Origin of the sequence: Methylobacterium fujisawaense (genome assembly GCF_039619325.1) — a bacterium.
Lineage (GTDB): Bacteria > Pseudomonadota > Alphaproteobacteria > Rhizobiales > Beijerinckiaceae > Methylobacterium > Methylobacterium fujisawaense.
Window position 1 is genome coordinate 4,141,450 of sequence record NZ_CP155000.1, and the last position, 22,678, is coordinate 4,164,127.

Genomic DNA, 22,678 nt, shown 5'->3' on the forward strand with positions numbered 1-22,678 from the left:
TCAGGTGACCGCGCAGCGGGCCTCAGGATGAGAGAGGTGGCTTGGATCGATGCGGGAGCGGCCAGCCTCGCGCATCGAACCCGTCAGCCCGTTCTATGAAGTGCTCAGGGTGCCTTCTTCAACTGCTGCTCGACGCGGGACAGGGCCGCCTCGCAGCCCTTGGCGTCACCCTTCGAATCGGCCGTGCGCGCCTCTTCGAGGGCGACCTGCGCCTGCTGGGCGGCATCCGCCCCCTGGCCGGCCTGGGCCGACTTCTCTGGCGGCGCCTCGGGGGATTCCTTCGCCCGCTGACCCTCCGTGCCGGTGACCCCCTCGCCGCCGCGCTTGGCGGCATTGCCCTGGCCGCTGGTCGAGGCGGAGATCGACTGCCGCATCTCGGACTGAACCCGCTTGGAAACGCTGTCGATCCGGTCGCCGCAGGGCGAGGCGAGGGCCGGGGCTGCCGTCAGGATCAGGGTCAGGCAGGCCGTCAGGGCGGGACGCATCATCGGGTCGGGTACTTTCCAAAAGAATGGGGCCGCAGGTTCCCCCTGCGGCCCCAACGTCTCGCGACGGGTGACGGTTCAGGCGCTCAGCTGATCGCGGATCGGCAATTGCCGGACCCGGCGGCCGGTGGCCGCGAAGATCGCGTTGGCGATCGCCGGCGCCACCGGCGGCACGCCGGGCTCGCCGACGCCGCCGAGCGGCCCGTCCCAATTGCCGGTCGGCACGAGGTGCACGCGGACCACCTTCGGGGCGGCGTCGATCCGGAGGACCTCGTAGCCGTCGAAGTTGTTCTGCACCGCCCGGCCCTGCTTGAAGGTGATCTCGGAGGTCAGGGCGAGCCCCATCCCCATGACCACGGCGCCCTCCATCTGCGAGCGGATGCGCTCCGGGTTCACCTGCGGCCCGCAATCGACCGCGATGTCGATCGCCTTCACCTTCACCTGGCCCTTGTCGTCGACCTCCACCTCGGCCGCCACCGCCGTGTAGGTGACGAAGCTGTAGTGGCCCGCGATGCCGAGGCCGGTGCCCTTGGGCATCTGCCGCCCCCAGCCCGCGCCCTTGGCGGCCGCCTCGATCACGCCGCGCAGGCGGCCGGTCTCGATCGGGTAGCGCTTCGGGTCCTCGCCGTAGTTCCAGACGTCGCCGATCTCGGTCGGGCTGATCTTGCGATCGGGTCCGATGAGGTCGAGCAGGTACTCCTTCGGCTCGCGGCCGGCGGCGTGCGCCAGCTCCGACACGAAGGACTGGATCGCGAAGGCGTGCGGGATGTTCGACACCGAGCGGAACCAGCCGATGCGGACATGGGCGGCAGCCTCGGGGTTCTCCAGCCGCATGTTCGGGATGTTCAGCGGCGTGTTGACCAGCCCCATCCCGAGCTCGAACGGCAGCTCGTGCTTCGGATCGGGCGCGAAGATCGAGCCGATCGTCGGCGCCACCGAGCGGTGCAGCCACGCCACCGGCATGCCCTTGTCGTCGAGGCCGGCCTCCAGATGCTCCACCGAGATCGTGTGGTAGAAGCCGTGGTGCAGGTCGTCCTCGCGGGTCCAGGCGAGCTTCACCGGGGCGCCGCCCACGGCCTGCGAGCAGAGCGCCGCCTCGACCACGTAGTCGGGCTTGGACTTGCGCCCGAACCCGCCGCCGAGCAGCGTGACGTTCACCTTCACCTTGTCGTCGGGCAGCTTGAGCGCCTTCATCAGGCGGTCGTTGGCCGCCTGCGGACCCTGCGTGCAGGCCCAGGCCTCGCAGAATCCGTCCTTCACGCGGGCCACCGCCGCCGGGGGCTCCATCGGCGCCTGGGCGAGGTGGGGCACGAAGTACTCGGCCTCGACCCTGGTCTTGGCCTTGGCGAGGGCGCCGTCGACGTCGCCCTGCGTGCGCACGACCTTGCCGGGCTTGCGGGCCGCGGCCTCCAGCTCCTTGCGGAACGCGTCGGTGTCGTAGCCGGCGTTCGGGCCGTCGTCCCAGGTGATCTTGAGGGCGTCCCGCGCCTTCAGGGCCGCCCAGGTGTTCTTGGCCACCACGGCGACGCCGCCGAGCGGCATGAACTCGGACGGGATCGTGCCGCCGTCGATCTTGAAGATCTTCACGACGCCCGGGACCTTCTTGGCCTCGCTGTCGTCGAAGGACTTCACCGTGCCGCCATAGACGGCCGGGCGCGCGACGACCGCGTAGAGCATCCCGTCGAGCTTGGTGTCGAGGCCGTAGACGGCCTTGCCGGTGGTGATGTCGAAATTGTCGATCAACCCGACCTTGCCGGTGCCGATGTAGCGGAAGTCCTTGGGGTCCTTCAGCTTGACGTCGGTGGGCACCGGCAGCTCGGCGGCGGCCTGGGCCACGGCCCCGTAGCCGAGGGTGCGGCCCGACTTGGCGTGGGTCAGGGTGTGGTTGACCGCCGTCACCTCGGAGGCCGGCACGCCCCATTGCTTGGCCGCGGCCTGGATCAGCATCAGCCGCGCGGCGGCGCCGGCGTGGCGGAAGTGCTGGAAGAAGTGGCGGGTCGAGCGCGAGCCGTCGGTGTCCTGGTTGCCGAAGCGGGTCTCGTCACCCCAGGCCTGGACCACCTTCACCTTCGACCAGTCGGCCTCCAGCTCGTCGGCGACCGTGAAGGCCACCGAGGTCCGGATGCCCTGGCCCATGTCGGAGCGGTGGTTGGTCACCGTGACGGTGCCGTCCGGCGCGATGGCGACGAAGATCTTCGGATCGTCGCGCCAGCCGTGCGGCATGCCGTCGGCGCCGAATTTTTGGGCCTTCTGCTCGGCGGTCTGGGTCTCGTCGGCTCGCGCCGGGCGCAGCGAGAGGGCCAGAACGAGAGCGCCGGCGCCGCCGAGGATCCCGCGGCGGCTGACATTGTCGAGGGCCGGCTTGGTGCCGGCGGCGAGCTGGGCGCTCATCTTCGCGTCGTGGATCACAGGCGCTCTCCCTTGGTGGCGGGCGCCGGCTGGCCGGCAGCCTGATGGATCGCGGCGCGGATACGCGGGTAGGTGCCGCAGCGGCAGATGTTGCCGCTCATCGTGTCGTCGATGTCCTGGTCGGACGGCTTCGGCGTGTCCTTCAGGAGCGCGGCGGCCTGCATGATCTGGCCGCACTGGCAGAAGCCGCACTGGGCGACGTTCTGGTCGCGCCACGCCACCTGCACCGGGTGGTTGCCGTCCGGCGACAGACCCTCGATGGTGACGACCTCCTGGCCGGCGGCGGCCGAGACCGGGGTGATGCAGGCACGGGTCGCCGTCCCGCCGAGATGGATGGTGCAGGCCCCGCAGAGCGAGACGCCGCAGCCGAACTTCGTGCCGGTGAGCCCGAGTTCGTCCCGCAGGTACCACAGCAGCGGCATGTCGGGGTCGCCGTCGAAGCTGCGCGCAGCCCCGTTCACGGTGAGTTTGATCATCGTTGCGTCCTGTCTGGCGGCGCCGGAGCGGCGATCAGTCGGGTCTGAGCCGGGCCGGAGGCCAAGGCCGGATTTGCCAGCTAACGTTCACCGATGCGGCCGGGCCGCCGGGCTAACGCTCAAGCTCAGAATAATAAGTATTCTAAATCAGGCCTCGGGCCGGGCGCAACGCAGGGACGCGGCCGGTCATCCGCGAGTGGTTGCGCTCAGGACATGCCGCGTGCGGCGGCGCACATCGTCAGGGCATGCGATCACAGGCAGCATGCCTCACGCGGGGCACGACGTGATCCACGACCGCGCGCACCCGGTGCGCGTGGCGTGCCGGGTGGCTTCGCTCCGCTCGCACAGGGAGCGCAGTGCCCCCGCTCCTCGAGACCTTGTCCGCGCCGATCGGACGCGCGTGGCCGTTCTACGGAATAGGAGAGCCGGCCCATGCCCGGGCTTTGCCCCCACCCGGGTGCCGGTCTCGTGGGCCGCGCTGACCTTGAGGTCGATGCCGGTCCTCTGCATCGCTAAGTGGACGGCCCGCAGCGCATCGACGCCGGCCCCGAGACTCTCGCACGGCTCTTCGGGCCGGCCGATCGTGAAGCGGCAGATCCCGTGCCCGTCCGTGTCTTCCGGCGCTCGAGCCGGACCCGCGCCAGGAATGTCCGCCACCGGCCCCCCGGATCGTCAGGACGCGCGTGCCGATGACCATGGCGGCGTGGTCCTCACACCGTGACCTGCGTGCCGACCTCTACGACCCGCCCGGTGGGGATCTGGAAGAAGTCCGTGGCGTCGTTCGCGTTCTTGGCGAGGGTGATGAAGATCCGGTCCTGCCAGAGCGGCATGCCCGAATGCGCCGCCGGCCGGATCGAGCGGCGCGACAGGAAGAACGACGTCGCCATGATGTCGAACTTGAAGCCCTGGCGGCGCAGCAGCACCAGCGTCTTCGGGATGTTCGGCGTCTCCATGTAGCCGAACTTCATCACGACCCGGTAGAAATGCGGGCCCACCGGCTCGATCCGGACCTTGTCGGCCTCGTTGGAGCGGGGCGTGTCCACCGTCTCGACGGTGAGGATCACGTTCTTCTCGTGCAGCACCTTGTTGTGCTTGAGGTTGTGCAGGAGCGCGGCCGGGGCGATCTCGGGATCGCTCGTCAGGAACACCGCGGTGCCGCGCACGTGGTGGGGCGGGCTCTTCTCCAGCATGCCGACCAGTTCCACGAGCGGCACGTCGGTCTTGCGGGTCTTGTTGAACAGGATCGTGACGCCCCGCACCCAGGTCCACATCAGGATGATGAGGCCGCCGGCGAGCAGCAGCGGCACGTAGCCCCCTTCCACCACCTTGATCAGGTTGGACAGCAGGAACAGGAACTCCAGGACGATGAAGGGCAGCATCACGGCGGCCGCCGCCACCGGCGACCATTTCCACATGCGCCACATCACCAGGAAGGTCAGCGAGGCGGTGAGCAGCATCGTGCCGGTCACCGCGATGCCGTAGGCCGAGGCCAGCGACGAGGAGGTCTTGAACAGCACCGCCAGCAGGACGACGCCCACCATCAGCAGCCCGTTGATCTGCGGCAGGTAGATCTGCCCGGCATGCGACTCGGAGGTATGGCGGATCTCCAGCCGCGGCAGCAGGCCGAGCTGGATCGCCTGCCGGGACAACGAGAAGGCGCCGGTGATCACCGCCTGGCTCGCCACCACGGTGGCGATCGTCGCGAGGATCACCATCGGCAGCAGGCCCCAGGCCGGCACCAGCTGGAAGAACGGGTCGGCGGTGTCGGGCTTCTCCAGCACCAGGGCCGCCTGCCCGAGATAGTTGAGAGCGAGCGCCGGGAAGACGAGGCCGATCCAGGCCAGCTGGATCGGCTTGCGGCCGAAATGGCCGAGATCGGCAAACAGCGCCTCGGCCCCGGTCACCGCCAGGAACACCGCGCCCAAGGCCACCAGCGCCCCGGTGCCATGGCCGAGCAGGTAGTTCACGGCGTGCCAGGGATTGACGGCGCGGAACACCTCCGGGTGCAGGCCGATATGCGGCAGTGCCGCCAGCGCCATGGCGAGGAACCAGACGATGGTCACCGGCCCGAAGAAGGCCGCGACCTTGCCGGTGCCGCGGTTCTGCACGAGGAACAGCGCGACGATGATCACCACGGTGATCGGCAGCACGTAATCGTCGAGGGCGGGGGTGACGAGCTTCAGGCCCTCCACCGCCGAGAGCACCGAGATCGCCGGGGTGATCACCGCGTCGCCGTAGAACAGCGAGGCGCCCATCAATCCCAGCATGAACACGATGCGCGAGCCGCCCAGCGCCTTCCGGGCGAGCGCCATCAGCGAGAGGATGCCGCCCTCGCCGTTGTTGTCCATGCGCAGCAGGATCGCGACGTATTTCACGGTCACGATCATGAACAGCGCCCAGAGGATCAGCGAGACGGTGCCGATCACCTCCTCGGGCAGCAGGATGCCGTCGGTCCGGGCCGGGACCAGCGCCTCGCGGAAGGCGTAGAGCGGGCTGGTGCCGATATCCCCGTAGACGACGCCGACGGAGCCGACGAGGAGCGTCCAGAAGCCGGCATGGCCGTGGCGCGTCTCCGCCTTCTCGGGGGCATCGAGGGTGCCGGAGGTCGCCGGCCCGTGCATGGGCGTCTGGCCGGCCGTCTCGTCGGACGCCGCGGCGGCCTCCCGCGCGGCGTCGGGCGCTGCGGGCGCGGGCTGGGCTGCTACGCCGGGTGCGAAGTTGTGGCTCATGGGGATGTCGGAAGCTCGGGCGTGGCCGGCGCTTCGCGGTTCGGCTCAGGGGCCAGTCGGGGCCGGGCAGAACACGCGAACACTCCGCCGAACCGTGCGGGCCGGCCACCGGGCCGACCGCTCGCGGGATCGTGTGGCCTTGCTATCATGCCCGCGTGCGGCCGGAAACCGTGTGCCTCTGCGAAGATCGCGGAGCTGGGTCTCGGTGCGATTCAGGTCCGAATGCGATCCGCCGGAGCCGCGACACGCTCGCGCGCCGGCCCGATGCGCCGATGGATCAAGCGCCTGAACCGACGCGGGGTCTTGTTTCCGGGCCCGCCCACGGAGCCCCGGAATGCCGGCGCCGCAGGAGGCGTCCTCCCGGGCGAGGACAGACTTCACCGAGCCGCGACGGGAGCGGGCCGGGGGTGTTTACCCCCGCCCCGCGCCTCACTCGGCGGCGGTGCGCGTCCCGCCCTGCTGACCGAATCGGCGCTGGATGTAGTCGATCACGATCGTCTCGAAATCCTTGGCCAGCGTCGGGCCGCGCAGGGTCATGGCCTTCTTGCCGTCGATGAAGACCGGCGCGGTCGGGGTCTCGCCGGTGCCGGGCAGCGAGATGCCGATATCGGCATGCTTCGATTCGCCCGGGCCGTTCACGATGCAGCCCATCACGGCGACGTTCAGCCCCTCGACGCCCGGATAGGACTTCTTCCACTCCGGCATGGAGGTGACGATCCAGTTCTGGATGTCCCGGGCGAGTTCCTGGAAGGTGGTCGAGGTCGTGCGACCGCAGCCCGGGCAGGCCGCCACCATCGGCACGAAGGTGCGGAACCCCATCGTCTGCAGGAGTTCCTGGCTGGCCTTGACCTCGACGGTCCGGTCGCCGCCGGGCTCTGGGGTGAGCGAGTAGCGGATCGTGTCGCCGATGCCCTCCTGGAGGAGCACGCCGATGGCGGCGGAGGCGGCCACGAGGCCCTTCGAGCCCATGCCGGCCTCGGTGAGGCCGAGATGGATCGCGTAATCCGAACGGCGCGCCACCTCGCGGTAGACGGCGATCAGATCCTGCACGGCCGAGACCTTGGCCGAGAGGATGATCTTGTTCTGCGGCAGGCCGAGTTCCACGGCGCGGTCGGCCGAGCTGATCGCCGAGCGGACCATCGCCTCGCGCATCACCGCCCGGGCATCGATCGGCCGCGGCGCCTTGGCGTTCTCGTCCATCAGGTGGGTGAGCAGCTCACCGTCGAGCGAGCCCCAGTTGGCGCCGATCCGCACGGTCTTGTTGTGCTTGATCGCCTGCTCGATGATCGCCGAGAACTGGGTGTCCTTCTTGTCCTTGAAGCCGACGTTCCCGGGATTGATCCGGTACTTGGCGAGCGCCTCGGCGCAGGCCGGGTGGTCGGCGAGCAGCTTGTGGCCGATGTAGTGGAAGTCGCCCACCAGCGGGACATGGACGCCGATCCGGTCGAGGCGCTCGCGGATCTTCGGCACCGCCGCCGCCGCCTCGTCCCGGTCGACCGTGATGCGCACCAGCTCCGAGCCGACCCGGGCGAGCTGGGCGACCTGCGCCACCGTGGCGTCGATGTCGGCCGTGTCGGTGTTGGTCATCGACTGGACGACGATCGGCGCGCCGCCGCCGACCGTGACCGCGCCTTCGCCCTCGCCGACCGTCACGCCGACGGTGCGGTGGCGCGGCGCGGGGCCGGCGATTTCCGGGCCGCCACCGGCCAGCGGGTTGTCGGCGGCAGGGCTTTCGGAACGGGTGGCTTCCATGACTTCCATCGTGGACCTTCGCGGGCGCGCCTCACGGGACGCCGGAGCCTGAGGGCTGCCGGGCCTGTCCCGGGACACGCTTCGCCGGAACTTCGGGGCTGTCGCGGGTTAGCTGCGGACGACCCGGCGCCGCGTCAAGCCGGCGCCACGCAGGACAGCATCGCGCATGACAGCATCGCGGCTGTCATGTCGTATCCGGGCGCGGATGTCGAGTTTGCTGCACGTCCGCGCGGCGTTTGCCTTCGGCGCCATCGGGATTTCGTCCGCCTCTGTTGCCGATTCGCTCGGGCCGGCGGGGGCGCGGGCCGCGGGCCGCAGGCACGGCCGACGGTTGATGCTGCAATGCAGCATCCCATCTAAGCGGCCGGACCAGGAGGCCGACATGAGCGAGCAATCCGGCGGCGAGCCGCACAATCCGGCCACCGCCGTCCCCGAGTCACCCGTCTCGGACGTGATCGAGGCGCAGTCCGCCCAGGGGTCGGGCCACGTGCTGGCCGGGCCCAAGGCCGAGAAGCCAGTGGCCCTGGCGCTGCAGGGCGGCGGTGCGCACGGCGCCTTCACCTGGGGCGTCCTCGATGCGCTGATCGAAGATGGGCGTCTGGGCTTCGAGGCGGTCACGGGGGCGAGCGCGGGGGCGATGAATGCCGTCGTCCTCGTGGATGGCTGGCTCAAGGGCGGCCCGGACGGAGCCCGCGAGGGTCTGGAGCGGTTCTGGCGCGAGGTCAGCCTCGACGGCGACCTGGGCCCGGCCCAGCGCAACTTCGTCAGCGGCCTGTTCAGCCTGTGGAAGGGCAATCCGGTGGCCGAGTTCTGGGCCAAGATGCTGGCGCCGAGCCCCTACGTGTCGAACCCGCTCAACATCAACCCGCTGCGCAAGGCGCTGGCCGAGCAGGTCGATTTCGACCGCCTGCGCGAGGCCGACACGGCGGGCCTGTTCGTCTCGGCCACCAATGTCTGGACGGGTAAGCTCGCGGTCTTCGAGCGTGAGCGGCTGACCGTCGATCACCTGATGGCTTCGGCCTGCCTGCCCACCGTCTTCCAGGCGGTGGAGATCGACGGCGTGCCTTATTGGGACGGCGGCTATCTCGGCAATCCGCCGCTCTACCCCCTGCATCGCGGCGCCCAGACCCGCGACATCGTGCTCGTGCAGATCAACCCCGTGGAGCGGCGGGAGACCCCGCGCACGGAGGCCGAGATCCGCGACCGGCTGAACGAGATCACCTTCAACGCCAACCTGATGCGGGAATTGCGGGCGATCGACTTCCTCGACGGGCTGATCGAGGAAGGCGTTCTCGGCCAGGGCCAGTATCGCCGGGTCCTGGTGCACCGCATCGACGGGACCGACGCATTGGAGGACTACAACGCCGCCTCCAAGCTCGACGCCCGCTGGACCGTCTTCAAGCGCCTGCGCGACAAGGGCCGCGCCGCCGCGCAAGCCTGGCTCGCGGAGAATTATGACGCAGTCGGCCGAGACTGTACGGTCGACCTGCAGCAGGCATATCAATGAGGTGATCCCCCGTCCGACCTGGCCCGTTGCGGCCGCGGGACGTCCGAGCCGGAGACCTGCCATGACGCTGCTGCGCCGCGAGGCTCTCATCCTGATCGGTGCCGGCCTTGCCGGCACCGCCCGCGCCGCCGAGGCCATGCGGGCCACGGACTTCGCCTTCGAGACGCCCGAGGGCGCGCCGATGCCGCTCTCGGCCTATGCGGGAAAGCCGATCCTGGTGGTCAACACCGCCACGGCCTGCGGCTATGCCGGGCAACTCTCCGGGCTCCAGACGCTTTGGACGCGGTTCGGCGACCGGGGGCTCACGGTCCTGGGCGTGCCCTCGCCGGATTTCGGCAACCAGGAGCCGCTGGACGGGCCGGCCATCGCGGAGGCCGCCCGAAAGAATCACGGCGTCACCTTTCCGCTCACCGCCAAGACCCGGGTGAAGATGCCGGGCGCCCACCCGTTCTACCGCTGGGCAGCGGCCGAGCGCCCGGCCGAGACGCCGCGCTGGAATTTTTACAAATACTTGATCGCCCGGGACGGCACCCTGGCGGCGGCCTTCGCCACGCAGGTCGAGCCGACGGATCCGCGGGTGATCTCGGGCATCGCGGCAGCCCTCGATCAGGCCTGACATCCGAGACCCGGCCGACAGGCGGGATTAAAAGGCCGCTGCCTCGCGTTCACATCCCATGGCATCGGACAAGAACACGCGCCCGGACCTCCTCGACCTGATGGTGCCCCTGCGGCGCTACGCGCGTTCGCTGACCCGCGACGCGCTGCGGGCCGACGATCTCGTGCACGATACCCTGGTGCGGGCTCTGGAGATGCAGGGCACGCTCCGGCCCAACACCAATCTGCGCACCTGGATGATGACGGTGCTGCACAACGCCTTCATCGACGAGCAGCGCCGCCGGCAGGTCGAGGCCCGTCACGCCGACACGCTGGTGCGGATGACCGAGGACATGGCCCCGCCGGCCCAGGAGGGGCAGGTGCGCCTCGCCCAGATTCGGCAGGCGTTCCTCAAGCTGCCGGAGGAGCAGCGCGCCGCGCTCCATCTCGTCACGCTGGAAGGCATGGCCTACGCCGATGCGGCCGCCGTGTTGGGCATTCCGATCGGCACATTGATGTCCCGTCTCGGCCGCGGCCGGGCGGCCCTGCGGGCCTTCGAAGAGGGGACGCGGGCCGACCGGGCCTCCGGCGAAGGAGAACCGTCCCGGGCACCCGAGACGCGTCGCGGGCCACCCTCCACCCTCCGGCTCGTCGTGTCCGACGAGCCGAAAAGCGGGTCCAACTGGCACCTCCGACGCGCCGTCGGCGAGAGCTGAGGACCGCGCCGACACAGGTCCGGCGCCCGCGGGCGCCGGTGCCGATTGAACGATTGCGACCGGCGGATCGCCTCCGGGCACGCTGGATTCGAGGACTTTCACGATGATCGATCCGATCACAGACGACGATCTCATCGCCTTCGTCGACGGGCAGATCGACCCGATGCGCCGTCTTGACGTCGAGGCCCATCTCGCGGCCAACCCCGAGGCCGCGGCCCGGGTGATGGCCGAGATGCACGATCGCGACGCCCTGCGGGCCTGTTTCGAGCGCGTTCCCGGGCCCGGGCCGGACCGGAACGTCGTTCTGGCGCGTCGCTTCGACCGGAATTTGCGCTGGCGCCGGGTCGCCTCGCGCCTGAAGCGGGCCGCGGCCATCGCGGTGCTCGTGGGGGCGGGCTGGCTCGCCCATGACGAGATCGGCCGCTTCGGCGTTCCCGACACCCAGGCGGCGACGCCGGACCCGGCCCTGATCGCAGATGCGCGCCAGGCCCGGGTCGTCGCGCAGCTGCGCAAGAGCATGGGCGGCCAAGCCGACGATCCGGTCTACGACCGGCCGCGCCTGCGCTCGGCGACGGGCATCGATCTCCCGGCCCTGCCGGATGGCTGGCGCGTCCGCGACATCCAGGTCTTCCCCGCCCGGCACGGCACCGGGATCGAGGTCGCCCTGGAGGCCGGTCGGTTCGGCGAGGCGTCGCTGTTCGCCACCCGCGGCATCCGCGGCGGTCCGACGACGCTCACCGGCTCGGATGACGGCGACGTCGTGTCGTGGAATGCCGGCGACACAGCCTACGCCCTGAGCGGCCCGCGGGACGACACGGATCTCCGGCAGGCGGCGCGCCTCCTCGGCGCCGCGATCCGCTGACGGCGCCCCGGCGGCACCCGGCCGGAGGGCGCTGACCCCGCCCCGGCCCCTTCGACAGGCCCCCTCGACAGGGCGCCCCGGCGGGTGCCAAAGATCGGCCATGCAGGCCGCGGATTCAGCATGGGACGATGACGGGCTCGCCGCCCTGTTCGAGGCCGCCCGGGCGGTGCGTGACCGGGCGCACGCGCCCTATTCCCGCTTCCCGGTCGGTGCGGCGCTCCGCGACGAGCGCGGCGTCATCCATGCCGGCTGCAACGTGGAGAACGCCGCCTACCCGGTCGGGACCTGCGCGGAGGCCGGAGCGATCGCCGCCATGGTGGCGGCCGGAGGCCGGCGCATCGCGGCGATCCTGGTCTGCGGCGACGGCGTCGGCCTGGTGACGCCCTGCGGCGCCTGCCGCCAGCGGATCCGCGAGTTCGCGGGACCGGACACGCCGATTCATGCCGCCGGACCGGGCGGCGTCGCCCGCAGCTTCACCTTGGCGGAGCTGCTGCCGGAATCCTTCGGCCCGGAGACGCTGGGTGAGTGAGGCGGCTGCCCGCGACGCCCTGCGCGACGCCGGTTTCGCAGGACCCTACGCCTGCGCGGTGGTCACCGGCACCGGCCTCGGCGGCATCGCCGCCGCCCTCACGGATGCCATCGTCCTCGACTACGCGGCGATTCCCGGTTTTCCGGGGCCGGGCGTCAGCGGTCACGGCGGCCGGCTGCACCGCGGTCGCCTCGCGGGGCGGCCGGTCCTGATCTTCGAGGGGCGGGCCCACGCCTACGAGCGCGGCGATCCGGCGGTGATGCGGGTGCCCCTCGCTTGCGCCCGGCACCTCGGCGCCCGGCGTCTGCTGCTCAGCAACGCCTCCGGATCGCTGCGGCCTGGGACGGGGCCGGGCAGCCTCGTGCTGCTCGCCGACCACATCAACCTGTCCGGCCTGAACCCGCTGATCGGCGAGGCCAGCGACGCCCGGTTCGTGCCGATGACCGCGGCCTACGATCCGGATCTGCGGACGCGGCTGCGCGCGGCGGCGGCGGCCTGCGGCCTGCCCCTGGGGGAGGGGATCTACGCGTGGTTCTCCGGCCCGAGCTTTGAGACGCCCGCGGAGGTCCGGATGGCCGGCATCCTGGGGGCCGACCTCGTGGGCATGTCCACGGTGCCCGAGGTGATCCTCGCCCGGTTCCTCGACCTGCCGGTGGCGGCGGTCTCGGTGGTGACGAACCTCGCGGCCGGGATCGCCGGGGGGGCGCCGCACCACGCGGAGACGAAGGCGGTGGCGGCGCGGGCCGCGGAGGATCTCGGCCGCCTGATCCGGGCCTTCGTGGCCCATCTGCCCGATGGAGAGACCGCCGATGACTGAGTCCGAAGCCGGCGCGGTCGCCCGCCGGGCCCTGCCGCTCCTCGACCTCACCGATCTCGGCGAGACCTGCACCGAACCCAGGATCGACGCCCTCTGCCGGGACGCGAAGCGCGGCGGCGTCGCGGCGATCTGCGTCTGGCCGCGCTTCATCGAGCAGGGGGCGCGGGCGCTCGCGGGCACCGGCATCCGGATCGCCACGGTGATCAACTTCCCAGACGGCGGCGAGGATTGCGCCCGCGCCACCGACGACACCGCCGAGGCCCTGCGCGACGGGGCGGACGAGATCGACCTCGTCCTGCCTTACCGCGCCCTGTTGCGGGGCGAGGCGGCGATCGCCCGCGACATGGTGGAGGCGGTGCGCGACACCTGCGGATCCGCGATCCTCAAGGTGATCCTGGAGACGGGCGAGCTCGCCGATCCCGATCGGATCCGGGAGGCCAGCCGGATCGCCCTGGAGGCGGGCGCCGACTTCCTGAAGACCTCCACGGGCAAGAGCGCGGTCTCGGCGACGCCGGAGGCTGCCGAGGCGATGCTGGCCGAGATCCGGGCGAGCGGCCGGCCCGCCGGCCTCAAGGTCTCCGGCGGCCTGCGCAGCATTGCCGACGCAGCCACCTACCTGGCTCTCGCCGACCGCCTCATGGGTCCCGCCTGGGTGAGCCCCAAGACCTTCCGGCTCGGGGCGAGCAGCCTGTTCGCGGCCTTGATCCAGGCCCGGGAGTCGTGAACGTGCGGCTGCCTCAGGAGACGATCCGGGCCAAGCGCGACGGCCTTCCCCTCGACCCGGAGGCGATCGACGCCTTCGTCCGTGGCCTCACCGACGGCACGGTGGGGGAGGGGCAGGCGGCGGCTTTCGCCATGGCGGTGTTCTTCCGCGGGCTTTCCCTTCCGGAGCGGGTGGCCCTGACCCGCGCGATGGCCGAGTCGGGCCGCGTCCTCGCCTGGGATCTGCCGGGGCCGGTCCTCGACAAGCACTCGACCGGCGGCGTCGGCGACGCGGTGAGCCTGCCGCTGGCGCCGATGGTCGCGGCCTGCGGCGGCTACGTGCCGATGATCTCGGGGCGCGGCCTCGGCCATACAGGCGGGACGCTGGACAAGCTCGGCAGTATTCCGGGCTATGACGCGACGCCCGGATTGGACGCGTTCCGCAGGGTCGTCCGGGACGTCGGCTGCGCGATTATCGGCCAGACCGCCGACCTCGCCCCGGCCGACCGGCGCCTCTACGCGATCCGCGACGTGACCGGCACGGTCGAGTCCCTCGACCTGATCACCGCCTCGATCCTGTCGAAGAAGCTCGCCGCCGGGCTCGACGGGCTGGTGATGGACGTCAAGCAGGGGGGCGGGGCCTTCATGGCGACGCTGCCGGAGGCGCGTGCCCTGGCCGAGAGCATCGTCACGGTGGCGGAGGGCGCCGGCCTGCGCACCGCCGCGCTGATCACCGACATGGATGCGCCGCTGGCCAGTGCGGCCGGCAACGCCGTCGAGGTCGCCTACGCGATCGCGTATCTGACAGGCGACCGCCGCGAGCCGCGCTTCCACGCGGTCACGCTGGCACTGGGAGCCGAGATGCTGGTCGTCGGCGGTCTGGCGCCGGACCGCGACAGCGCCGCCGAGCGACTGGAGCAGGCGCTCGCGTCGGGCCGGGCGGCCGATTGCTTCGCCCGCATGGTCACGGCTCTCGGCGGGCCCGGTGATCTGCTGGAGAGGCCGGCAACCTATCTACGCGCGGCGCCGGTGCGGCGGCCGGTCCACCAGGATGGGACCGTTGCGGCGGTCGCCACACGGGCTTTGGGCCTGGCGGTGATCGGGCTCGGTGGCGGGCGGACGCAGCCGGGGGACTTGATCGATCCGCGTGTGGGCTTCACGGATCTCGCCGGCCCCGGTGCGTCCGGTGGCCTGCTGGGGGTCGTCCACGCCGCCGATGAGGCCTCGGCGGATCGCGCGGAGGCTGCCTTGCGCGCCGCCTACCGGATCGGCGACGCGCCGTCGGAGCGGCCGCCCGTCATCGAACGGGTGAGGGCGGCATGAGGGCCGGCATGAGGGCCGGCGCGCGCCCCGCCTGAGCGAGACGCACGCCGTCTGGGCTTACCAGCGGCCGTAGCCGTGGCGATGGCCCCAGCCGCCGTGATGGTGGTGACGCGGGCCGAAGCCATGGTTGCGCCAGCCGTAATGGCGTCCCCGTCCCCAGCCGCCATGATGATGATGGCGCGGACCGAAGCCATGGTGGCCCCAGCCGCCGTGACGGGGACCGTAGCCGTAGCCATACTGGACGGTGTGGATGTCCCCGCTGTCAGCCTGAAGCCCGGCGTCGAGGCTCAGCGGAGCGGCCATGGCCGGGGCCGCAAAGGCCAGCCCGCCGAAGGCAAGGGCGGCTGCAAAGCGGGTCCGTGCAGTCTTGGTGAACATCGGCGCTTTCCTGTTCCACGCCGGCCGCGTTGGCGCGTCCGGCCGTGTCTCAGGTATGCGCCTTTCAAGTTGACGCAAACGTGACCTGTTCGCTCAGGCCGTGTTCATGTCAGGGTCGGCGATAGACCCAGACCCGGGCCGGGGGCAGGTTCAGCCAGACCCGGTTGGAACGGTCGGCGGTATAGCTGCCGGCTTCGCAACGGGCCGGGATCGGCGGCACGACCGCGTAGGTGAACTGCACGAACGGAGCCCCCGGCCGCATCAGGTCGTGGGCGGTGTTGAGCAGGTCCAGCCGCTGCTCCAACGGCTTGGTGAACAGCGGCAGGCTCGAGATCGTGGCCGCCGCGGGCTGCGTCAGCACGTCCTGAAGGCTCGCCCGCATGTTGTAGGCATCGCCCTGAATGACCCTTACACCGGGGAAGCGGTGGGTCAGGAGGCGGCAGAAATCGGGATTGAACTCCACGAGGATCAGGCGCTCCGGTGCAACGCCGCGCCGGATCAGCGCTTCGGTCACGGGACCGGTGCCGGGGCCGAGCTCGACCACCGGTCCTTCCAGGCGCGGGTCGACATAGGCGGCCATGGTGCGCGCGAGCATCTTGCCCGACGGCGTCACCGCACCCGTGACGAGGGGCCGCTCGAGCCAGGAACGCAGGAACCGGGCCTCGTCCTCCAGGGGGTCGCGCCGCGGCCCGAAAATCGCGCTCCTGCCGACAGGAGCCTTCGCGTTGGGACGGCGGAGCGGCGGCAAGTCCTGGATTCCTTGATGCCGAATGAGAATGAAAGGCTGAAGAACGGCGTTGTCTTACAGTCAAGGCGGCGCGTCGCCTAGGGGACCCAAGCCACGCCGGCCGCTTGCATAACGGGTCTTCCCAGGATTCGGATCCGGCTCACGGCCGGACCGCGCCCCCGAAGAAGTCCCGGACCTTCGAGAAGAAGCCGGCGGATTCGGGATGATTCTCCGGCGAGGCCGACTGATCGAACTCCTGGAGCAACTCGCGCTGGCGCTTGGTCAGGTTCTGCGGGGTCTCGACGAAGACCTGGATGTAGAGGTCGCCGACCTCCCGCGAGCGGAGCACCGGCATGCCCTTGCCCTTGATGCGGAACTGCTTGGCGGTCTGCGTGCCCGCAGGGATGCGCACCTGCGTCTGCGAGCTGTCGATCACCGGCACTGTGATCTCGCCCGAGAGGGCGGCCGTCACCATCGAGATCGGCACCCGGCAGAACAGGTCGGCCCCGTCGCGCTGGAAGAATTCGTGCTGCTTGATCGACAGGAAGACGTAGAGATCGCCGGCCGGCCCGCCGCGCAGGCCGCTCTCGCCCTCGCCGGCGAGCCGGATGCGCAGGCCGTCATCGACCCCCGCGGGCACGTTGATGGAGAGGGTGCGCTCGCGGTTGACGCGGCCCGCGCCCTGGCAGGACGTGCAGGGATCGTCGACGATCTCGCCGCGGCCGTGGCAGTTCGGACAGGTACGCTCGATGGCGAAGAAGCCCTGGGCGGCCCGGACGCGGCCGTAGCCCGCGCAGGTCGGGCAGGTCCGGGGCTTCGAGCCCGGCTTGGCGCCTGAGCCGTCACAGGCCTCACAGGTCACCGAGGTCGGGATCCGGATGGTCTCGGCCTTGCCGGTGAAGGCCTCCTCCAGGGTGATCTCGAGGTTGTAGCGCAGATCCGCCCCGCGCTCGCGGCCCGGTGTGCCGCCGCGCCCGCGCGCCCCGCCGCCGCCGCCGCGGCCGTCACCGAAGAAATTGTCGAAGATATCCGACATGAAGTCGCCGAACTCGTTGCCGAATCCGGGACCGCCGCCCCCGCCCTGGCTGAAGGCCGCGTGGCCGAACCGGTCGTAGGCGGCACGCTTCTGGCCGTCGGAGAGGCACTGATAGGCCTCGTTGATCTCCTTGAACTTGATCTCGGCGTCCTTGTCGCCGGGATTGCGGTCGGGATGAAAGGTCATCGCGAGCTTGCGGAAGGCGACCTTCATCTCGCTTTCCGTGGCGGTCTTGGTGACCCCCAGGATCTCGTAATAGTCCCGCTTCGACATCCCACCCCGTCTCCGGACAATCCATCCGCGCCCTGTCTCGGGGCGCGGCGCGGCCGCCTCGCAAGAGGCGTCCAGACGGCGCCGTGATCCCTGGACCCCGCCGCGCCGACGCCCGCTGCGGCGGGGCTTCGGGACGCGGGTTTGCGCAGAATGTGCGGACCGATGCACGTCGCGATTCGCGCTCTAGCACGGGCCGGCAGCCCGCGGCTCCGATCCGGGCGATATCCCGCGTCCTGCGGCGCCTGCGCAACAGCGCGTGTCAAGCAAAGGCGGGGCCGGATCGCTCCGGCCCCGCACGGTCGTCTCCGACCCGCGCCTCAGGCGCGCTTCTTCTGGTCCTTCTCGTCGACCTCCTGGAAGTCGGCGTCGATGACGTCGTCCTTCTTCTCGGAGGCCGCCTCGGCACCGGCGTCGGGGCCCGCCGCCTGATTGGCGGCGTACATGGCCTCGCCGAGCTTCATCGAGGCCTGCATCAGGTCCGTGGTGCGGGCCTTGATCGCCTCGACATCCTCGCCCTCGAGGGCGGTCTTGAGCGCGGTCATCGCGGTCTCGATGGCGCCCTTGTCGGAAGCCGGGACCTTGTCGCCGTACTCGGTCACCGACTTCTCGGTGGCGTGGATCAGGCTCTCGCCCTGGTTCTTCACCTCGACCAGCTCGCGGCGCTTCTTGTCGGCCTCGGCATTCGCCTCGGCGTCCTTCACCATCCGGTCGATGTCGGCGTCCGACAAGCCGCCCGAGGCCTGGATGCGGATCTGGTGCTCCTTGTTGGTCGCCTTGTCCTTGGCCGTCACGTTGACGATGCCGTTGGCGTCGATGTCGAAGGTCACCTCGATCTGCGGCATGCCGCGGGGCGCCGGCGGGATGCCGACGAGGTCGAACTGGCCGAGCAGCTTGTTGTCGGCCGCCATCTCGCGCTCGCCCTGGAAGACCCGGATCGTGACGGCGTTCTGGTTGTCCTCCGCCGTCGAGAAGGTCTGGGACTTCTTGGTCGGGATCGTGGTGTTGCGGTCGATGAGCCGGGTGAACACGCCGCCCAGCGTCTCGATGCCCAGCGACAGCGGGGTCACGTCGAGGAGCAGCACGTCCTTGACGTCGCCCTGGAGAACGCCGGCCTGCACGGCGGCGCCGATGGCCACGACCTCATCCGGGTTGACGCCCTTGTGGGGCTCCTTGCCGAAGAAGGACTTCACCACCTCCTGGATCTTCGGCATGCGGATCATGCCGCCGACCAGCACCACCTCGTCGATCTCGGAGGCCGAGACGCCGGCATCCTTGAGCGCCTTGCGGCAGGGCTCGATCGTCCGCTGCACCAGATCGTCGACCAGCGACTCGAATTTCGCCCGGCTGAGCTTCAGCGCGAGGTGCTTCGGGCCGGTGTTGTCGGCGGTGATGTAGGGCAGGTTGATCTCGGTCTGGGTGGCCGAGGACAGCTCGATCTTGGCCTTCTCGGCCGCCTCCTTAAGGCGCTGGAGGGCGAGCTTGTCCTTGGTCAGGTCGATGCCCTGCTCCTTCTTGAACTCGGAGGTCAGGTATTCGACGATCCGGTTGTCGAAGTCCTCGCCGCCCAGGAAGGTGTCGCCGTTGGTGGACTTCACCTCGAACACGCCGTCGCCGATCTCGAGGATCGACACGTCGAAGGTGCCGCCGCCGAGGTCGTAGACCGCGATCGTACCGGCCTTCTTCTTGTCGAGGCCGTAGGCGAGCGCCGCCGCGGTCGGCTCGTTGATGATGCGCAGAACCTCGAGGCCCGCGATCTTGCCGGCATCCTTGGTGGCTTGGCGCTGGGCGTCGTTGAAGTAGGCGGGGACCGTGATGACCGCCTGCGTCACCGGCTGGCCGAGATGGGCCTCCGCGGTCTCCTTCATCTTCTGCAGCGTGAAGGCGGAGATCTGCGACGGGGAATACTTCTTGCCGTCCGCCTCGACCCAGGCGTCGCCGTTGTCGCCGCGGGCGATCTTGTAGGGGACGAGGCCCTTGTCCTTCTGGGTCAGCGGATCGTCGTAGGTGCGGCCGATCAGCCGCTTGATGGCGAAGAACGTGCGCTCGGGGTTCGTGACCGCCTGGCGCTTGGCCGGCTGGCCGACGAGCCGCTCGCCGTCATCCGTGAAGGCGACGATCGACGGCGTGGTGCGCGCGCCTTCCGAATTCTCGATGACCTTGGGCTGCGTGCCATCCATCACGGCCACGCAGGAATTGGTGGTGCCCAGGTCGATGCCGATAACTTTACCCATGGCGGGATCCCTCTTTTCGTCGCGTTCAAGCAGACCGCCGAGCCCCGAAGCAGCTCGGCCCATGGCGGTGTACGGAGGTGATGTGAGTATGGGACCCGGGCCGGATCAAGGGCCGTGAACGGCTGAAACCCAGCGCGCAATCCCGCGTCGAGGGCGATATAAGAACCCCGTTCCGGGCTCGCAAGGCGAAGCCTGCGCGGCGGCATTCATCCCGCACAGGCGCGCCATATCCTTGTCATTCCGGCAGGATCTCGCCGCAGGGCCGCCCTCTGCCCGGCGGCGTGACTGCATTTTGTTGCTTCGCTGCCACGTCGGCGCCATCGACGCCGTGTTAACGCTTCGACAAGGGGTTGCGCGTGGCCCCGCCACTTCGTGTCCCCGTCGTAGAGTCCGATGCGCCCGATCCGCAGTCTCCTGCTCCCGATCCTGGCGGTCGCCGTCGCGGCGCCCGGGATGCTCGCCGCCCCTCCGGCGCAGGCCCAGAATTTCTTCGAGCGCCTGTTCGGCATCAAGCCGGAGCGGCCGCCGGTGCCGCCCCGCGGCCTCCCGGAGGCGCCGCCGGCTCCGGCCGCGCCGGGCGAGCCGGGCCCGCCCGCGGCCCCTGAGGCGCCCCGGCCCGCCCCTGCGCCGGCCCGCCCGATCGTTCTGAAGACGCCCTCCGAGGACGGCGTGATCGGCCAGGATCTGCAGCTCAACGGCCTGTCCGGAACCCTGAAGCTGGAACGGTCCGGCACCGCCGTCACGGCGCGGATCAAGCTGCCGGGGACCAAGATCTCGCAGCCGGCGGAATCCTGCACGGTTCCCCTCGCCGGCGGCAACCCGGTGACGCTCAGCGCCGAGGGCAAGCCCGAGGGCGTGCCGCGCTTCGAGGCGGCCGGGGCCGAGTGCCCGCTGCGCTTCGACGTGACCGAGGGCGGCGTCCTGGTCTCGAGCCTCGGTGCGGGCCCGATCTGTACCTTCTCGGCGGCGGATTGCGCCACGACGCCGGTGGGCCTCTGGGGGCCGGCCGCCGCCACCCTGATCCCGCGGGCCGGCGAGTTCGACACCGCCCGGGGCGTCGCCGACAAGGCCGTTCGGGACAATTACAAGCTGATGACCCAGCGCGCCCGGCGCGAGGACGTGCGGCCGATCGTCAGCGAGCAGGCGGCCTTCTCGTCGGACCGGGAGCAGCTCTGCCGCACCTATGCGCGGGAGGGCACGCACGGGTTCTGCCACCTGCGGGTGACGGAGAACCGCGCCCTGGCCCTGGCGACCCGGCTCGGCGCCAACACGGCGACGCCCACGGCCGCCGTCGCGCCGCGCAGGCCGCGTCCCAAGCCCGCCGTCGAAGGCATGAACCCGGACGCGGCCGGCGGCGGCGACGTGCTTCCGGAATAGGTGGAAGTGCGGCGCGCCGGGTCCGTCGGCCCGGCGCTCTAACGCCCGCGTCATCGCCAGCGCAGGGCCGCGGCCCAGGGCGGCAGGAGGCCGGACAGCCTGGGACCGGACAGCCTCAGGCCGGACAGCCTGGGCCGGCGGGATTGCCCCGCTCGCAAGCACCGGGGCGCCGCAAATCTCCGAGGTCGATGTCGATCAGGCCCGGCCGGCGGTCATCGACAGCATCGCCGGGTCGATGCCGTTGGCCCGCAGGGCGAGGTCGTACTTGGCGTCGAGGTCGGCGTTGAAGATCAGGGCCGGGTCGGCCGGGCAGTTGAGCCAGCCATTGGCCATGATCTCGCTCTCCAGCTGCCCCGCCTGCCAGCCGGCATAGCCCAACGCGAGCACGGCGCTCGCCGGCCCCTCGCCGCTGGCGATGGCGCGGAGGATCTCCACGGTCGCGGTCAGGCAGATGCCGTCGTCGATGATCAGCGTCGATTGCTGGATGTGGAAATCGTCGCTGTGGAGCACGAAGCCGCGCCGTCCCTCCACCGGACCGCCCATCAGGACCGGCATGTGGCCGACCCGCTCGCGGAGGCGAATCGCGTCCGCCTCGGGCGCCACGTCGAGTTGGACCAGGAGGTCCGGCATGCTGATGTCTGTCGCCGCCTTGTTGACGATGATGCCCATCGCCCCGTCGGCGGAATGGGCGCAGACATAGATCACCGAACGGGCGAAGCGCTCGTCGGCCATGCCGGGCATGGCCACGAGGAATTGCCCGTCGAGGAAGTTCGGACCCGACAGCTCCGTCTGAAGCGGCGACGCGGCCTTGCCGGCCGGCGAAGACGCTGCCGACGGGGGATCGGGCCTGCGGTGCGGAGGGTGCGCCATGCGTCCATGCTACGCCCCGTCTCCTGGTTGTCCAGCGGGCAATAGGGACGCAGCAAGCCTCCCCCAAGCTTGTGCGCGTCGCAATCCGTGTCCCGCAATGCCGAGGACGGTCCGGGTCGCGGCCGGCGCGGTTGCGGCCGCGGCCCGATGGTCACGGCGGATGTCGCGCCCTCTCCCGCTCTCGACGTTGGGGAGCAGAGGGCGCGGATCGAGCGGTCTCACAAGATCGAGCGCCTCGGCATCAAGCGCCTCGGCCCGTGCGTGTGGTTCAAGCCGGACTGGGCCGCATCCTCGACAGGCATCCCCTGCCACGCTAGGTCAGGCGCGCTGCTCACGCGTGCCATCCCAGCGCGCGACAACGAGGGACCCGCGATGATCCAGGTCGGCGACCACCTGCCCCAGGCCACCTTCCGGGTGATCGGCCCCGAGGGCCCGATCGCGCGCACCACCGACGACGTGTTCAAGGGCCGGCGCGTGGTCCTGATCGGCGTGCCAGGCGCGTTCACCCCCAGCTGCCACCGCAACCACCTGCCGGGCTTCGTCACCCACAAGGACGAGATCCTCGGACGCGGCGTCGATGCCATTGCGGTGACGAGCGTCAACGACGTGTTCGTGCTCGACGCGTGGTCGAAGGCGAGCGGCGCGGAAGGGCTGGAATTCCTGGCCGACGGCAACGCCGATTTCGCCAAGGCCATCGGCCTCGAGATGGACGGCACGGGTTTCGGCCTCGGGATGCGCTCGAAGCGCTACTCGATGCTGGTCGAGGACGGCGTCGTCCGGATCCTCAACGTCGAGGAGACGCCCTCGAAGGCGGAGGCCTCGGGCGCCGAGGCCCTGCTGAAGGTCCTCTGACCGCGCCGCGCTCCGCGGATCGGCCCTTTTAAG

Annotated in this window: 21 protein-coding genes; 10 read left to right on the forward strand and 11 right to left on the reverse strand. The window is 70.6% G+C overall.

Features of this window, described 5'->3' with window-relative positions; genetic code table 11:
* Positions 1-104 precede the first annotated feature (104 nt).
* The 6 genes from ABC766_RS19695 to ispG all read right to left on the reverse strand — a co-directional run bounded on the left by ABC766_RS19695 (position 105) and on the right by ispG (position 7,860).
* Positions 105-488 carry a hypothetical protein gene (locus ABC766_RS19695; RefSeq protein WP_043759197.1) on the reverse strand — a complete coding sequence of 128 codons (384 nt, stop codon included), beginning with the start codon at positions 486-488 and terminating at the stop codon, positions 105-107.
* Positions 489-563: 75 nt separating this feature from the next.
* Positions 564-2,894: a xanthine dehydrogenase family protein molybdopterin-binding subunit gene (locus ABC766_RS19700; RefSeq protein WP_043385197.1), complete on the reverse strand. Its 2,331-nt coding sequence runs from the start codon at positions 2,892-2,894 to the stop codon at positions 564-566.
* The gene (locus tag ABC766_RS19705) at positions 2,891-3,370 is read right to left on the reverse strand and encodes a (2Fe-2S)-binding protein (RefSeq protein WP_043385201.1); all 480 of its coding nucleotides are present in this window, start codon (positions 3,368-3,370) and stop codon (positions 2,891-2,893) included. The genes ABC766_RS19700 and ABC766_RS19705 overlap by 4 nt, the downstream gene beginning before the upstream one ends.
* Positions 3,371-3,637: 267 nt before the next feature.
* Positions 3,638-4,027: a DUF6968 family protein gene (locus ABC766_RS34010; protein ID WP_427902248.1), complete on the reverse strand. Its 390-nt coding sequence runs from the start codon at positions 4,025-4,027 to the stop codon at positions 3,638-3,640.
* A gap of 53 nt (positions 4,028-4,080) precedes the next feature.
* Positions 4,081-6,099, reverse strand: coding sequence for a potassium transporter Kup (locus ABC766_RS19710; RefSeq protein WP_053609118.1), 2,019 nt, complete (start codon positions 6,097-6,099; stop codon positions 4,081-4,083).
* Positions 6,100-6,528: 429 nt separating this feature from the next.
* Complete coding sequence (gene ispG / locus ABC766_RS19715; protein ID WP_043356351.1) at positions 6,529-7,860, reverse strand: flavodoxin-dependent (E)-4-hydroxy-3-methylbut-2-enyl-diphosphate synthase; 1,332 nt, start codon at positions 7,858-7,860, stop codon at positions 6,529-6,531.
* Positions 7,861-8,233: 373 nt separating this feature from the next.
* Here ispG and ABC766_RS19720 point away from each other — a divergent pair, with 373 nt between their 5' ends.
* The 8 genes from ABC766_RS19720 to deoA all read left to right on the forward strand — a co-directional run bounded on the left by ABC766_RS19720 (position 8,234) and on the right by deoA (position 14,901).
* The gene (locus ABC766_RS19720) at positions 8,234-9,358 is read left to right on the forward strand and encodes a patatin-like phospholipase family protein (RefSeq protein WP_179697213.1); all 1,125 of its coding nucleotides are present in this window, start codon (positions 8,234-8,236) and stop codon (positions 9,356-9,358) included.
* A 61-nt stretch (positions 9,359-9,419) separates the two neighbouring features.
* A complete protein-coding gene (locus tag ABC766_RS19725; RefSeq protein ID WP_345819297.1) occupies positions 9,420-9,974 on the forward strand; it encodes a glutathione peroxidase in 555 nt (184 codons plus the stop codon).
* 58 nt (positions 9,975-10,032) lie between these two features.
* Positions 10,033-10,668, forward strand: a complete 636-nt coding sequence (locus ABC766_RS19730) for a sigma-70 family RNA polymerase sigma factor (protein ID WP_043759186.1) — start codon at positions 10,033-10,035, stop codon at positions 10,666-10,668.
* A gap of 103 nt (positions 10,669-10,771) precedes the next feature.
* On the forward strand, positions 10,772-11,530 hold the full coding sequence (locus tag ABC766_RS19735) for an anti-sigma factor (RefSeq protein WP_043385215.1): 759 nt from the start codon (positions 10,772-10,774) through the stop codon (positions 11,528-11,530).
* 100 nt (positions 11,531-11,630) lie between these two features.
* Entirely contained in the window at positions 11,631-12,059 is a 429-nt protein-coding gene (locus ABC766_RS19740; protein ID WP_345819298.1) for a cytidine deaminase, read from the forward strand.
* Positions 12,052-12,876, forward strand: coding sequence for a purine-nucleoside phosphorylase (locus ABC766_RS19745; protein WP_345819299.1), 825 nt, complete (start codon positions 12,052-12,054; stop codon positions 12,874-12,876). The genes ABC766_RS19740 and ABC766_RS19745 overlap by 8 nt, the downstream gene beginning before the upstream one ends.
* Entirely contained in the window at positions 12,869-13,600 is a 732-nt protein-coding gene (gene deoC / locus ABC766_RS19750; protein ID WP_342145454.1) for a deoxyribose-phosphate aldolase, read from the forward strand. Before ABC766_RS19745 ends, deoC begins: the two co-directional genes overlap by 8 nt.
* 2 nt (positions 13,601-13,602) lie before the next feature.
* Entirely contained in the window at positions 13,603-14,901 is a 1,299-nt protein-coding gene (deoA, locus tag ABC766_RS19755) for a thymidine phosphorylase (RefSeq protein ID WP_345819300.1), read from the forward strand.
* 57 nt (positions 14,902-14,958) lie between these two features.
* Here deoA and ABC766_RS19760 read toward each other — a convergent pair whose 3' ends face one another.
* The 4 genes from ABC766_RS19760 to dnaK all read right to left on the reverse strand — a co-directional run bounded on the left by ABC766_RS19760 (position 14,959) and on the right by dnaK (position 19,546).
* Complete coding sequence (locus tag ABC766_RS19760) at positions 14,959-15,279, reverse strand: hypothetical protein (protein WP_043357856.1); 321 nt, start codon at positions 15,277-15,279, stop codon at positions 14,959-14,961.
* 109 nt (positions 15,280-15,388) lie between these two features.
* Positions 15,389-16,027 carry a class I SAM-dependent methyltransferase gene (locus tag ABC766_RS19765; protein ID WP_043357854.1) on the reverse strand — a complete coding sequence of 213 codons (639 nt, stop codon included), beginning with the start codon at positions 16,025-16,027 and terminating at the stop codon, positions 15,389-15,391.
* Positions 16,028-16,166: 139 nt separating this feature from the next.
* Positions 16,167-17,315, reverse strand: a complete 1,149-nt coding sequence (gene dnaJ, locus ABC766_RS19770; protein WP_345819301.1) for a molecular chaperone DnaJ — start codon at positions 17,313-17,315, stop codon at positions 16,167-16,169.
* 317 nt (positions 17,316-17,632) lie between these two features.
* Positions 17,633-19,546 carry a molecular chaperone DnaK gene (dnaK, locus tag ABC766_RS19775; RefSeq protein WP_345819302.1) on the reverse strand — a complete coding sequence of 638 codons (1,914 nt, stop codon included), beginning with the start codon at positions 19,544-19,546 and terminating at the stop codon, positions 17,633-17,635.
* 393 nt (positions 19,547-19,939) lie between these two features.
* On the opposite strand from dnaK, the gene ABC766_RS19780 reads away from it, so the two are divergent.
* Positions 19,940-20,923: a hypothetical protein gene (locus ABC766_RS19780; RefSeq protein WP_043385225.1), complete on the forward strand. Its 984-nt coding sequence runs from the start codon at positions 19,940-19,942 to the stop codon at positions 20,921-20,923.
* 195 nt (positions 20,924-21,118) lie between these two features.
* Here the strand turns inward: ABC766_RS19780 and ABC766_RS19785 are convergent, their stop codons facing one another.
* Positions 21,119-21,793, reverse strand: coding sequence for a YqgE/AlgH family protein (locus ABC766_RS19785; RefSeq protein ID WP_342144599.1), 675 nt, complete (start codon positions 21,791-21,793; stop codon positions 21,119-21,121).
* Positions 21,794-22,165: 372 nt separating this feature from the next.
* Between ABC766_RS19785 and ABC766_RS19790 the strand changes: the two genes are divergently transcribed.
* On the forward strand, positions 22,166-22,645 hold the full coding sequence (locus ABC766_RS19790; protein WP_043357846.1) for a peroxiredoxin: 480 nt from the start codon (positions 22,166-22,168) through the stop codon (positions 22,643-22,645).
* Positions 22,646-22,678 lie beyond the last annotated feature (33 nt).

Coding starts and splice junctions, on each gene's coding strand:
- ABC766_RS19695 (WP_043759197.1), bottom strand. CDS start 488: ATGATGCGTCCCGCCCTGACGGCCTGCCTGACCCTGATCCTGACGGCA.
- ABC766_RS19705 (WP_043385201.1), bottom strand. CDS start 3,370: ATGATCAAACTCACCGTGAACGGGGCTGCGCGCAGCTTCGACGGCGAC.
- ABC766_RS19710 (WP_053609118.1), bottom strand. CDS start 6,099: ATGAGCCACAACTTCGCACCCGGCGTAGCAGCCCAGCCCGCGCCCGCA.
- ispG (WP_043356351.1), bottom strand. CDS start 7,860: ATGGAAGTCATGGAAGCCACCCGTTCCGAAAGCCCTGCCGCCGACAAC.
- ABC766_RS19720 (WP_179697213.1), top strand. CDS start 8,234: ATGAGCGAGCAATCCGGCGGCGAGCCGCACAATCCGGCCACCGCCGTC.
- ABC766_RS19725 (WP_345819297.1), top strand. CDS start 9,420: ATGACGCTGCTGCGCCGCGAGGCTCTCATCCTGATCGGTGCCGGCCTT.
- ABC766_RS19730 (WP_043759186.1), top strand. CDS start 10,033: ATGGCATCGGACAAGAACACGCGCCCGGACCTCCTCGACCTGATGGTG.
- ABC766_RS19735 (WP_043385215.1), top strand. CDS start 10,772: ATGATCGATCCGATCACAGACGACGATCTCATCGCCTTCGTCGACGGG.
- ABC766_RS19740 (WP_345819298.1), top strand. CDS start 11,631: ATGCAGGCCGCGGATTCAGCATGGGACGATGACGGGCTCGCCGCCCTG.
- deoC (WP_342145454.1), top strand. CDS start 12,869: ATGACTGAGTCCGAAGCCGGCGCGGTCGCCCGCCGGGCCCTGCCGCTC.
- ABC766_RS19760 (WP_043357856.1), bottom strand. CDS start 15,279: ATGTTCACCAAGACTGCACGGACCCGCTTTGCAGCCGCCCTTGCCTTC.
- dnaJ (WP_345819301.1), bottom strand. CDS start 17,315: ATGTCGAAGCGGGACTATTACGAGATCCTGGGGGTCACCAAGACCGCC.
- dnaK (WP_345819302.1), bottom strand. CDS start 19,546: ATGGGTAAAGTTATCGGCATCGACCTGGGCACCACCAATTCCTGCGTG.
- ABC766_RS19780 (WP_043385225.1), top strand. CDS start 19,940: ATGCGCCCGATCCGCAGTCTCCTGCTCCCGATCCTGGCGGTCGCCGTC.
- ABC766_RS19785 (WP_342144599.1), bottom strand. CDS start 21,793: ATGGCGCACCCTCCGCACCGCAGGCCCGATCCCCCGTCGGCAGCGTCT.
- ABC766_RS19790 (WP_043357846.1), top strand. CDS start 22,166: ATGATCCAGGTCGGCGACCACCTGCCCCAGGCCACCTTCCGGGTGATC.